Origin of the sequence: Mucilaginibacter polytrichastri (assembly GCF_001911425.1) — a bacterium.
Taxonomy (GTDB): Bacteria; Bacteroidota; Bacteroidia; order Sphingobacteriales; family Sphingobacteriaceae; genus Mucilaginibacter; species Mucilaginibacter polytrichastri.
Genome location: NZ_MPPL01000001.1, coordinates 5,637,053 through 5,648,376, shown reverse-complemented (window position 1 = coordinate 5,648,376; position 11,324 = coordinate 5,637,053). Strand labels below are relative to the sequence as shown.

The following is an 11,324-nucleotide window of genomic DNA, read 5'->3' as shown; positions in this document are numbered from 1 at the left end:
TTACCCCTGCTATTGCCCAAAAGAAACTATTGCCCGGTTTTGTACGCCGCATGCTTTTTGATAAAGACAGCACCCGCCGCAGCAGTTTTTTTCTGCTACCAGTATTAGGATCGGCCCCGGAAACCGGTGTTGAGGTAGGTGGTTCGGCCTTATATTCTTTTTACACCGATACCGCGCATAAAAACACCCGGGTATCTAACATCTTCGGTTATGCCACCATTACCACCAAAGGGCAGGAACGTACCAGCCTGAGCACCAGCTATTGGGCACCGCAAAATGCCTGGCATTACATTGCTGCGGTAAGCTTCATTAATTTCCCATCAGATTTTTATGGTATTGGAGATAATACCTTAAAAGCCAACCAGGACCACATGGGCCAAAAGCGTTTCAAAGTAAACTTTGAGGCCGACAAGAATTTGGGGAGCGGTATATATTTAGGTGTTGTTGCGGGAGGCTTTAACTACAGCTTTAACGATAAAGATCCCGGCGGCATATTTGACACCGACCCTCGGGTAGAGTTTCGCAATGGCGGAGCAACTGCCTTTATAGGCCCCAGCCTTATCTACGATACCCGGAACAATAATACCTATACCACCAAAGGGATGGTAATTACCAGCTATTTCAATTTAATGAAAGGCCTTTTTGGCAACAACAGTTATCAGGGCGGCTTCTTTAACATTGAGTATGCGCAGTTCTTTAAACTCAATAAACGCTTTGTGTTAGGGTTGGATATACAGGACCAAAACCTTACCGGTGCACAATCGCCATTTTATTTGATGCCCGCCCTGGGCAGCGACGAAATGATGCGCGGCTACTATAACGGCCGTTACCGCGACCGCAACCTCGTAGCCGGACAAACTGAACTCCGTTATCGACTAAGCGACCGTATTGGTGTAGTTGGCTTTGTAGGTACAGGTACAGTGTTTAACCAGGCTTTCAGTTTCAATAAACTAAAACCTAACTATGGCGGCGGCTTACGCTACTTCTTCGATGTAGAAAAAGGCTTATCTGTCCGCATGGATTACGGTTTTGGCGAAAAACCGGCTGGAGAACAAAGACAAAGCGGATTATATTTAGGGCTTGGGGAATCGTTTTAGGAAATTGTTAATGAGTAATTTGTCAATGACTATTACTCTCCTTGATGGATAGAAATATACTTATTGCCTTTCCAATAAATTAATTCACCAGAAATTTCATCATTTTCTTCAATGCTAAATATACTTATGGCTGGGTGTTTAAGAATTATCTTTTTACTTCCTGACATACCTCCATCGGCACCCAAAATTGGTTCGTATGCTTGTTTGTTTTTAAATACCCTCCAGCCATCAAGCCAGTTTGTATCAGAAAAACCCTCTCCAGTAAATTCTTTCCCGCCTCCGAAAACAAAATAATTATTTTGTCCTCCGTTAATAATTAGAAGCCCTCTCTTTTTGGTCTTTAAATCAATTATCTGAACAACTACATCATTCTGGTGATCTCCATTAAAATCGGCTTCCAAAAATGCAGGTTTGCAAGGTTGTATAATCTTATATTGCTGCTCTAATTTTAAAGCATTAAATGTTTGTAAAAACCATTTAGGCAACGCATTTTCAGCATAGGCATTTAAATGCATGACAGTAAATAAAAGTGCTATTCTGATTGCTTTCATAAGCAAATTATCTAATCGACAAATCAACAAATTAAAACTTAATCTTAAAATCTTCCTTCGGTTTTCCTTTTCTAAAAAACACCAACCCTATCCAAAACAAATCAACCGTGATGGTTACCTCCGGATGGGCTTTAATTTCGGCCCAAGCTTCTTTCATGCCTTCGCTCCAGTAAATATCGTCGAAAATTAGCATTGTGCCTTCGTGTACTTTGGGTAGCGCCCAGTTGAAGTAATCGAGCGTGGCTTGCTTTTGGTGGTTACCGTCTATGAATACAAAATCCAGCTTAGGTAACTTAGCAATTAAGCCGGGCAAGGTATCATTAAAGTTGCCGGTAATGAGGGTGATATCTTTTGCACCTGCACTGTTAAAACCTTGTTGGGCAATGTTTGCCGTTTCGGGGCAGCCTTCCAGCGTAAATATCTTCGCATTTGGGGCAGCATATTGTAAATACAGCGAGGTAATACCTAAACAGGTACCCAACTCTATCATGGTATCGGGTTTGGCATCGGCAGCCAGGCGATAAAGCAACTGGGCCAATTTGGGTGGCTTCAATGCGTTTTTGGCAATCTGGCTTACCTGCTTTTGTTTGTTATTGTTAACGTGCGAACCTGCGCCCAAATCGGTCACGGTTATGGTTCTATCGTCAGCCAAAAGTTTTTTTCTGAAATTTTCGACCTCAGCATATACTTTTTTGGGCTGAAAGTCGTAAATTACTTCATCAACCAGCCGGTAAACAAAGGGCGAATGTAAGCCATGCCTGTTTTTAGCGCTGATGCGGTGCAGCAGGTAATCTTTCGCGAATTGCCATCTAAACATGGTGGTAAAATTATATAAAGGATTAATATTTTATGTCATCAATGATTAAGCCTTCAGAAATAAACTCACTTATTAAATTACTGGACGATCCGGATAACGAAATCTTCAACCATGTTCATGATAAATTGTTTGAATATGGTAACGATGCAATAACCTATCTCGAATCGGCCTGGGAAGGGGCATTTGACCCTATTTTTCAGGAGCGTATTGCCGACCTGGTACACGAGATCCAGTTCAGTAATGTAAAAAACGATTTGAAATTGTGGTATCAAAGCGGCAGCTTCGATCTGCTGCAAGGCACACTGATTGTTAATAAATACCAGTATCCAGACCTCGACGAGCAAAAGATCATCAATCAGATCGAGGCTATTAAGCGTGATATCTGGATGCAAATGCATAACGAGGCTAGCCCGGTTGAGCAAATTAAGCTGATGAACCATGTGTTTTACAACATTCATGGTTTCGGCGGCAATACTACTAGTCATCAGGACCCGCAGAATAGTTACCTAAGCCAGGTACTCGAATCGCACAAAGGGAACCAGATCTCGCTGGCTATTATTTATGCCATTGTTGCCCAAAAGCTGGATATCCCTGTGTATGGTGTAAACCTGCCGCAGCACTTTATCCTGGCCTACATGGACGAAAGCAAAGAAAGTGAATTCGAAAGCGGCATTCTGTTTTACATCAACGCCTTCAACAAAGGTTTCGTTTTTGGTCGCCGCGATGTAGATATGTTTTTGAAACAGTTGGGTGTAAAACCCGATAAACAATTCTATGAACCTTGCACCAATGCTGATATTATTCGCCGTATCCTACGAAATTTAATAAGTGCTTATGAGGCCCTAGGATCTACCGATAAGGTGAATGAATTGACGGAGTTGCTGGAGATTGTGTTGGATTATGGTGTGAATGATAGAAGGACTGAATGAATGAATAAACTACTTCAATCTCTGTCCATATCTTGTCATTCTGAACGTATGTGAAGAATCTTCTTCGATATACATAACGGCCTTGCCTCATGAAGAAGATCCTTCGCTATCGCTCAGGATGACAAATTTGTAAGGCTTAGCGCTCTCTTGACTCTCGATTCCTGATTCCCTTACTGCGCCCATCCATTAGCCTGCAGCCAGCCTGCCAAACTAATAAACCAATCTTCGTGCGAGCGTGGGTTATGCAACCCAAAGCCGTGGCCGCCAGATTGGTAAACATGCATCTCTGCTTTTACGCCTGCCTTAGTAAGCGCATCATAAAACATCAGTGTGTTTTGGATTGGCACCACGTCATCATCTTGCGCGTGGATGATAAAGGTTGGCGGGGTATCTTTGGTTACCTGCTTTTCGTTAGAGTACAAGTCAATTTGTTCTTGCGATGGATTTTTGCTCAGCAGATTATCTTTCGATCCCTGATGGGTAAGCGACCCCATGGTAATTACGGGGTACATCAGCATCATAAAATCCGGGCGAAGACTAATATTTTCCGGATTAGCGATAACAGCTTTAGCATAATGTGTACCCTCGGTAGCGGCCAGGTGGCCACCCGCAGAGAAACCCATAATACCGACTTTACCTGCATCAATATCCCACTTAACAGCATTTTGCCTTACCAGTTGAATAGCACGCTGTGCATCCTGCAATGGGCCAATGGTTTTATCTACCATAATATAATCGCTTGGTAACCGGTTTTTAAGCACAAAAACGGTTACGCCAATCTCATTTAGTTTTTCGGCAACTTTAAAACCTTCTTTATCAATTGCTAAACCGGCGTAGCCGCCGCCGGGGCATATCACTATGGCCGTGCCGTTGGCTTTACCTTTAACCGGGAAAAACGGTATCAGCTGCGGGTCTGTTACCAGGGTCACCCATCCTTCAGCAACATTCAGCTTTTCGCGGTATACACCCGGCGCAGGCTTGCTATTGGGCACACCATTAGGGTATAAGGCAATCGGATCTGCTTGCTGAGCTACAATTTTTAAAGAAGAAAGTATCATAATAACGATAGTAAAAATTCTTTTTTTCATATGTTAATAAAAATCTGTGTGTACTATTATGGTCCTTTTATCTTTAAAAAAGCCTATAAAACAATAATGTCTTCTATCGTTATCATCATCTCTGGCTAAACCTGTAACAATATTCTTTTCATTATAGTCGCGCATTACATCAGTTATTTCGGCCGAACCGTGTAATGCTTCTCTTTTAAATCGCTTATCATCTAAAAGCTGGCTTTCTAATCTGTTAAAATCATCTTTTGAGACCTCGATTAAGAAAGCAGTTCCATATTTACCATGAAAATCGGGATAAGAAGCTTCCTTCTTCAGGAAATGAGTTGTTTTGGGCAGATCCCTAAATGCTTCATTTTTGAACTCATCTTCATAAAATGATTCTCCGGGATAAACTGCGAAGTATATGTTATATGCAAAAAAGCCAAATACACCGCATAGAATTATTACAGCTACTTTTTTATATCCCTTTTTTGCTAACCACCTGTAAAATAAATAACCTAATAATACAGGGATAACAATTACAATGATTATGATAATTAGGGCTATAACTACAAAGTCCATAAACTATTTTTATAGCCCTAATTTATTTATTTCCCTCTACCTCCACCAAACTCCATCAGATAAGCTTTCAGGAATTCATCTAAATCTCCATCCAGCACTGCTGCTGCGTTGGAGGTTTCGTAGTCGGTACGCAAATCTTTTACCAGTTTGTATGGGTGCAACACGTAGTTACGAATTTGCGAACCCCACTCAATTTTTTTCTTATTACCTTCAATGGCATTGCTGGTTTCCTGGCGCTTGCGCATTTCAATTTCGTACAACTGCGACTTTAACAATCGGATCGCGTTTTCCTTGTTCTGCAATTGTGAGCGCGACTCCTGGTTCTTAATAATAATACCCGATGGCTTATGGTATAAACGCACGGCAGTTTCTACCTTATTTACATTTTGCCCACCTGCACCACCAGAGCGGAAAGTCTCAAACTCAATTTCGGCCGGGTTAATGTCAATCTCAATGGTATCATCAACCAATGGGTACACATATACCGATGCAAACGAGGTATGGCGCTTAGCATTGGCATCAAACGGAGACACACGCACTAAACGGTGCACGCCGTTTTCGCCTTTCAGATAGCCGTAAGCAAACTCGCCTTCCAGCTGCAGCGTAACGGTTTTTATACCAGCCACATCACCCGCCTGCGAATCTTGCTCGGTTACTTTATAGCCGTTTTTCTCGCCCCACATAATATACATCCGCATCAGCATGGCGGCCCAGTCACAGCTTTCGGTACCACCGGCACCGGCTGTAATCTGCAATACGGCGTTTAGCTGGTCTTCTTCAGATGAGAGCATATTTTTAAACTCCAGCTCTTCAATCGCTTTTGTAGCAATTGCAAACTGTTCGTTTAATTCCACCTCGGTGGCATCACCACTCTGGTAAAATTCAAATAATACGCCGGTATCTTCAACAACAGATACTACCTTTTGAAAAGCATCTGTCCATATCTTTTTCAGTTTAATGGAAGCCAGTACTTTTTCAGCTTCTTTAGGATGGTCCCAAAAATGCGGACCTATGGTTATTTCCTGCTCAGCGTTGAGCTCGGTCAGCTTTTTATCGATGTCAAAGATGCCTCCTCAGGGAAGCTGTTCTATCCCTCAGATCTTGAATCTGTTCTTTAGTCATAATAGCAAATATATAAATGTATTATCAGCATTAACAAAAAAGGCCCGCCGAAATTGGCAAGCCTATTTAATATTATGTTTTAGCGTGGCTTATGCAGCCATATAGTTGTTAACTAATAGGCTCAGATCGGCACCGCCGCTTAATTTGGATAAAAAGTTTTGCACCGCAAACTCCCCGTTTTTATCATCGTTTGACTGTTGTACCATTTGCTGCATTACCGGCATAATTAAACTAGTTGCTGTAGCAAAGGCAGCTTTTGAATCGATGTTGTAAAACTTGTTGAGCTTGTTGGCAAACCGGTTAATAATACTGGTAACCATCTCATTGTTCTTAATATCCGGAAACTGGAACATTTTAATAAGGTCTTTGATTTTGCCGCTTTCTAACTGGCTTTTCAATACCTCTATAATAGAACTTGAAGCTTCGTTAATTACTGCTTCGCTTTTGCCGGCTGGAATAACCGGGTTGTTGATAACGGCTGTGCCGGCGTTACTTTTTACAAGTAAGAATAATTTTTCGAACATAATATTAAGTTTTTAACGGTTACAAAAGCGTAATCAAAAGTAAATGTCGTGCCTTTTTATCGGTAATAACAGGGCTAAAATTAGCCTTGTTGAAATAATTGCATTGAAATGAATTTAGGGCAGCACAACTTAAGCTATTCAGCGTTTCTTTGTTTAAACACTATTTTTATTTAAATGCTGTTTTAAACATTTACTTCTATTTTTGATAAAAACAATTCAAATATGCTGCCAAACGTCAATTTCACCGAAACCAACGCTTACAAATACCTAGCAGATCATTACATTGATATCACTGCTACGCATTTAAAAGATCTATTTAAATCTGATAATCAAAGATTTGAGAACTTCTCGATCAGGTTTAATGATATTTTGTTCGACTACTCGAAGAACCGTATAGACGAAAAAACCATCGCCTTACTGATTCAATTAGCAAACGAGTGTAGCCTAAAAGAGGCAATTGAAGCCATGTTTGCAGGCGAAAAAATCAATGTTACCGAAGACCGCTCGGTACTGCATACTGCCCTGCGCAACGTAAGCAACACGCCCGTGTATGCAGACGGTAAAGATGTAATGCCTGAAGTTAATGCCGTGCTAGACCATATGAAAGCTTTTAGCGAGGCTGTGATCAGCGGCGAATGGAAAGGTTATACCGGCAAAGAAATTACCGATGTAGTAAACATAGGCATTGGTGGCTCTGACTTAGGCCCCGTGATGGTTACCGAAGCATTGAAGGCATACAAAACCCGCTTAAACGCTCACTTTGTATCTAATGTTGATGGTACGCATATTGTTGAAACCTTAAAACACCTGGACCCCGAAACTACCTTGTTTTTAGTTGCCTCTAAAACATTTACCACCCAAGAAACTATGGCAAATGCACACAGCGCCCGCGACTGGTTCATTGCATCGGGTGCTAAAGATGCGGATGTGGCTAAACACTTCGCAGCTTTGTCAACCAATGCCAAAGGCGTATCAGCATTTGGTATTGATACAGCCAACATGTTTGAGTTTTGGGATTGGGTTGGCGGCCGTTACTCTTTATGGAGCGCCATCGGTTTATCTATCTCGTTAAATATTGGCTTCGATAACTTTAAGCAATTATTAACCGGCGCCCACAAAATGGATGAGCACTTCCGCACCACGCCTTTTGAGCAAAATATTCCGGTTATTATGGGCTTGATCGGTGTTTGGTATAACAACTTCTTTGAGGCCGAAACCAATGTTATTTTGCCTTACGACCAATACATGAGCCGCTTTGCAGCCTATTTTCAACAGGGGGATATGGAAAGTAACGGTAAATCTGTCGACCGTAATGGTAACGCGATTGAGTACTCAACCGGTCCGATTATTTGGGGCGAGCCAGGTACCAACGGCCAGCATGCGTTTTACCAACTGATACACCAGGGTACCAAAATGATCCCTGCCGATTTTATCGCGCCAGCAATTTCGCACAACCCGCTGGGTGAGCATCATAAAATGCTGCTATCTAACTTTTTTGCGCAAACCCAGGCCTTAATGAATGGTAAAACCTTAGAAGAAGTGGTTGCCGAACTGAAAGCTGCCGGTAAAACAGAAGAAGATATTGCCAAAATTGCGCCGTTTAAAGTATTTGAAGGTAACCGCCCAACCAATTCATTCTTAATTAAAGAAATTACCCCGGAAAGCTTGGGTTCATTAATTGCAGCATACGAGCACAAAATATTTACCCAGGGCATTATCTGGAACATTTACAGCTTTGACCAATGGGGTGTTGAACTGGGCAAACAACTGGCCGGCCAGATTTTACCTGAATTGAAAAACGACGATAAAATAACTTCGCATGATTCATCAACCAACGGCTTGATCAATCAGTGGAAAGAATGGAAGTAATATATTAGAAGCAAAAATCGAGAGACAAGGATCAAGATAAACTTTCATAACGCGTCATTGGGATAAGCCTATGACACACATAACCACGCAGTACGGAGGAATCACGGATTTGCAGGGCCTTTCTGCAGGTCGGGGATTGTTTCCGTTTCTCGCAACAAGGTTTTTTCTTATGCCATGGGTGTCCCTGTCTTGATTCTTGGCTCTCGATTTCCGATTCTATATTAAACTTACTCATCCAGATCACTGATAATTAGTTTAAGCTCTTTAAGGTACCTGCCATACATCAGTTTTACGTGCCACTCAATTAGTATAAAGGCAACTATAAAACTTATCAGCAAAAAGCAAAGCATAACTATTAAATGATGCGTAGCATTAACGCCCGAACCCAAACCTTGCTGGATAAAAACCGAAGCATTTTTTCCGCATAAAATACCGATACCCACCATAATAGCCAGAGGAGTTACACAAAAGTTATAGGTTTTATAGATCTCCATATTAAGCTCCAGCTCGTAAGCTACTTTGCTGATGCTCGACTTTAAGCTTAAATTGTACTGCCCCATAGAGCGGTAAAAAAGATAAAATTTAAAAAAGTAATATCCGTTTAATACCACCATGGTAAAGAAAAGGATACAGGTGATATTGAACAAAAACGGATCTTGCTTACGTAATAAAGTGCCTAACAAGATAAAATAAGATACAATTGTGGCTATAAATTCGTTGCGCATTTTTCTGCGGATTTTAGTTACAGCCGATGTTGTTTGGCCCTGTATGGCCGCGCTTAAAGACTTATGAGTAAAACCGGAATCATCATTTTTCCAGGCATCTTTTAAATCATCTATATTCATAATTCATACTTTTTATGATATCCTTTAATTTGTTTTTGGTACGGTTTAGCCTCACCCTTACATTAATAACCGTAATACCCAGGTTAAGGGCAATATCCTCGTACGACTGATCTTCCATGTATAAAAAAATCAATGCCCTTTCAACCTTACCCAATTGCTTTAGGGCTTTGTAAAATAAGGCCAGCTGTTCCTCCTTTTCGGTATCAAATTCCTGGGCCTCAAGGTGGTCCAGCCTTTCGGGCAACTGTTCGCTATCTGGCCGGCGCTTTTGCTTTTTAAAAAACACTATCGCCGTGTTTAAAGCAACCCGGTACATCCACGAACTAAATTTACTTTTGCCTTGAAATGAATCGAATGCCAGCCATAACTGCAATACCATTTCCTGCATCAGGTCATCGCGATCGGCTTCGTCGTCCTGGTAAATGCGGCATATTTTAAAGAGCATTCCTTTGTGCTCTTCAATCAATTGCATAAACCGGGTTTCTTTGCTTTCCAATTTCTTAATGGTTATTACACAGAGTTAGTATAGATAATTGAATTATGTTACAAAGTAATTTATGAAATAGTTGCGGAATGATTAGCTGAGGTTCAAATTCCCTCCTTTGGGAGGGGCGCGAAGGGATTAGTGTAGTGGCAGGTAGGGGTTTCTCCGATTGACTTAGCAAAAATTCACCCCTCCCTGCCAACGCTCAAGGCACCCGCACCCCTCCCCGAGGAGGGAATTAGCTCCAAAACAAAAGCGGCTGCATTTTCATGCAGCCGCTTTTGTTTACCATTTTGTCATTCAGAGCGATAGCGAAGAATCTTCTTAGATTGCATAGTCCATTATCCACGGCGTAAAAGATTCTTCGCTACGTTCCGAATGACAAGGTAGATTATTCTTTCACAAACTTCACCTGGAACAATTTATCCCATTTCTTACCAGTAACAAACAAGCGTTTGCCTTGTGCATCCCAGGCTATACCATTCAATACTTCGGTGCTTGGGTTATTGGGATAAAGGTTTTTTAAGTTTATGCGTTGTGTAACGGCTCCCGTTTTGGGGTCAATAACAACAATGGTATCTGTTGTATAAACGTTAGCATATATTTTACCATCAATATATTCAAGCTCATTGATCTGGTTAACCGGGCCTTTATCATCATACACATCAACATAACCTATCTGCCTATAGGTGTGCGGATCTAAGAAAAAGAGACGGTTAGTACTATCATCCATGTAAATCTTTTTCCCGTCATAGGTTACGCCCCAGCCTTCAACTCCTACATTGTTTTGAAAAGTTCTCAGCAGCTTAAATGAGTTGAGGTCATACTCATAACCTATTTTCTCTGTATAGGTAAGTTGCATAACTTTATTATCTACAATAGCTATCCCTTCGGCAAATACTTTAGGGTCTACATCCACTTTTTGTAGTACTTTACCGTTTATATCTGTTTTGCGCAAGCTCGATTGTCCTTCACGCTCGGCTACACGGCCGCCGTCGCTTTCATAAAAATATCCGTTGTGGTAAATCAAACCTTCGGTATAGCTACTGGTGTCATGCGGAAACACTTTTTCAACCTTAAAAGTCAAAGCTTCCGGTTCTTTTGGTGCTAGCACTACGATGTTAGTAGCGGCATCATCGTCCTTCCCGCCCTGGTAAACTTTTACAGTAATGGTTTTGATCCCCATTTTAAGCGTATCTGTTTTTAGCGTAACTATCGACGAATCTTTTTTCACTGCCAGCCGTGTAGCATCTAACAGGTAAACTACAGAATCGGGCTTTACATCGGCATTGTAACTTACCTTAATGGGCACATCTGTACCGGCTTTGTAGCTAGTGCCGGCCTCCGGGCTAACGGTTACATTAAAGCCGCTTTCAACCGTTTTATTTTTACAGCCAAATACAATGGAAACAGCTGCGGCAACAAACAAAATTTTATAAAACTTCATGGATTTTA

General features: G+C 41.4%; 13 protein-coding genes. 3 read left to right on the top strand and 10 right to left on the bottom strand.

Annotated elements, in window-relative coordinates:
- Positions 1-1,097, top strand: a 1,097-nt coding sequence (locus tag RG47T_RS24545) for a BamA/TamA family outer membrane protein (protein WP_216351102.1), incomplete at its 5' end; no start/stop codon positions are given.
- 32 nt (positions 1,098-1,129) lie between these two features.
- Here the strand turns inward: RG47T_RS24545 and RG47T_RS24540 are convergent.
- Both RG47T_RS24540 and RG47T_RS24535 read right to left on the bottom strand, forming a co-directional pair.
- Positions 1,130-1,648, bottom strand: coding sequence for a hypothetical protein (locus RG47T_RS24540; RefSeq protein ID WP_074492745.1), 519 nt, complete (start codon positions 1,646-1,648; stop codon positions 1,130-1,132).
- A gap of 31 nt (positions 1,649-1,679) precedes the next feature.
- On the bottom strand, positions 1,680-2,465 hold the full coding sequence (locus RG47T_RS24535; RefSeq protein ID WP_074492742.1) for an O-methyltransferase: 786 nt from the start codon (positions 2,463-2,465) through the stop codon (positions 1,680-1,682).
- Between the two features lie 41 nt (positions 2,466-2,506).
- Here RG47T_RS24535 and RG47T_RS24530 point away from each other — a divergent pair, with 41 nt between their 5' ends.
- Positions 2,507-3,394 carry a transglutaminase-like domain-containing protein gene (locus RG47T_RS24530; RefSeq protein ID WP_074492740.1) on the top strand — a complete coding sequence of 296 codons (888 nt, stop codon included), beginning with the start codon at positions 2,507-2,509 and terminating at the stop codon, positions 3,392-3,394.
- On the opposite strand, the gene RG47T_RS27180 is transcribed toward RG47T_RS24530, so the two are convergent.
- The 5 genes from RG47T_RS27180 to RG47T_RS24510 form a co-directional block, all read right to left on the bottom strand.
- Positions 3,315-3,485 carry a hypothetical protein gene (locus RG47T_RS27180; protein ID WP_394365246.1) on the bottom strand — a complete coding sequence of 57 codons (171 nt, stop codon included), beginning with the start codon at positions 3,483-3,485 and terminating at the stop codon, positions 3,315-3,317. The two genes, RG47T_RS24530 and RG47T_RS27180, sit on opposite strands and share 80 nt — an antisense overlap.
- Before the next feature lie 79 nt (positions 3,486-3,564).
- Complete coding sequence (locus tag RG47T_RS24525; RefSeq protein WP_074492738.1) at positions 3,565-4,482, bottom strand: alpha/beta hydrolase; 918 nt, start codon at positions 4,480-4,482, stop codon at positions 3,565-3,567.
- 3 nt (positions 4,483-4,485) lie between these two features.
- Positions 4,486-5,025 carry a hypothetical protein gene (locus RG47T_RS24520; RefSeq protein ID WP_074492736.1) on the bottom strand — a complete coding sequence of 180 codons (540 nt, stop codon included), beginning with the start codon at positions 5,023-5,025 and terminating at the stop codon, positions 4,486-4,488.
- Between the two features lie 26 nt (positions 5,026-5,051).
- A protein-coding gene (gene prfB, locus RG47T_RS24515) for a peptide chain release factor 2 (RefSeq protein WP_139235661.1) occupies positions 5,052-6,147 on the bottom strand; the annotation gives its coding sequence in 2 pieces (ribosomal slippage) (positions 5,052-6,086 and positions 6,088-6,147; 1,095 coding nt in all).
- An 89-nt stretch (positions 6,148-6,236) separates the two neighbouring features.
- Complete coding sequence (locus RG47T_RS24510) at positions 6,237-6,671, bottom strand: hypothetical protein (RefSeq protein ID WP_074492730.1); 435 nt, start codon at positions 6,669-6,671, stop codon at positions 6,237-6,239.
- A gap of 222 nt (positions 6,672-6,893) precedes the next feature.
- On the opposite strand from RG47T_RS24510, the gene pgi reads away from it, so the two are divergent.
- Positions 6,894-8,540 carry a glucose-6-phosphate isomerase gene (gene pgi, locus RG47T_RS24505; RefSeq protein ID WP_074492728.1) on the top strand — a complete coding sequence of 549 codons (1,647 nt, stop codon included), beginning with the start codon at positions 6,894-6,896 and terminating at the stop codon, positions 8,538-8,540.
- Positions 8,541-8,767: 227 nt separating this feature from the next.
- Here the strand turns inward: pgi and RG47T_RS24500 are convergent, their stop codons facing one another.
- The 3 genes from RG47T_RS24500 to RG47T_RS24490 all read right to left on the bottom strand — a co-directional run bounded on the left by RG47T_RS24500 (position 8,768) and on the right by RG47T_RS24490 (position 11,316).
- The gene (locus RG47T_RS24500) at positions 8,768-9,385 is read right to left on the bottom strand and encodes a hypothetical protein (RefSeq protein ID WP_074492726.1); all 618 of its coding nucleotides are present in this window, start codon (positions 9,383-9,385) and stop codon (positions 8,768-8,770) included.
- Positions 9,372-9,881 (bottom strand): RNA polymerase sigma factor, encoded by a 510-nt coding sequence (locus RG47T_RS24495; protein ID WP_074492723.1) that lies wholly within the window; start codon positions 9,879-9,881, stop codon positions 9,372-9,374. The genes RG47T_RS24500 and RG47T_RS24495 overlap by 14 nt, the downstream gene beginning before the upstream one ends.
- 379 nt (positions 9,882-10,260) lie before the next feature.
- Positions 10,261-11,316: a glutaminyl-peptide cyclotransferase gene (locus RG47T_RS24490; protein WP_074492721.1), complete on the bottom strand. Its 1,056-nt coding sequence runs from the start codon at positions 11,314-11,316 to the stop codon at positions 10,261-10,263.
- Between the last annotated feature and the right edge of the window lie 8 nt (positions 11,317-11,324).

What these genes read in the sequence shown, in the direction of transcription:
- RG47T_RS24530 (WP_074492740.1), top strand. Translation starts at nt 2,507, where the DNA reads ATGATTAAGCCTTCAGAAATAAACTCACTTATTAAATTACTGGACGAT.
- RG47T_RS24500 (WP_074492726.1), bottom strand. Translation starts at nt 9,385, where the DNA reads ATGAATATAGATGATTTAAAAGATGCCTGGAAAAATGATGATTCCGGT.
- RG47T_RS24525 (WP_074492738.1), bottom strand. Translation starts at nt 4,482, where the DNA reads ATGAAAAAAAGAATTTTTACTATCGTTATTATGATACTTTCTTCTTTA.
- RG47T_RS24510 (WP_074492730.1), bottom strand. Translation starts at nt 6,671, where the DNA reads ATGTTCGAAAAATTATTCTTACTTGTAAAAAGTAACGCCGGCACAGCC.
- RG47T_RS24540 (WP_074492745.1), bottom strand. Translation starts at nt 1,648, where the DNA reads ATGAAAGCAATCAGAATAGCACTTTTATTTACTGTCATGCATTTAAAT.
- RG47T_RS24490 (WP_074492721.1), bottom strand. Translation starts at nt 11,316, where the DNA reads ATGAAGTTTTATAAAATTTTGTTTGTTGCCGCAGCTGTTTCCATTGTA.
- RG47T_RS27180 (WP_394365246.1), bottom strand. Translation starts at nt 3,485, where the DNA reads ATGAGGCAAGGCCGTTATGTATATCGAAGAAGATTCTTCACATACGTT.
- RG47T_RS24535 (WP_074492742.1), bottom strand. Translation starts at nt 2,465, where the DNA reads ATGTTTAGATGGCAATTCGCGAAAGATTACCTGCTGCACCGCATCAGC.
- RG47T_RS24520 (WP_074492736.1), bottom strand. Translation starts at nt 5,025, where the DNA reads ATGGACTTTGTAGTTATAGCCCTAATTATCATAATCATTGTAATTGTT.
- pgi (WP_074492728.1), top strand. Translation starts at nt 6,894, where the DNA reads ATGCTGCCAAACGTCAATTTCACCGAAACCAACGCTTACAAATACCTA.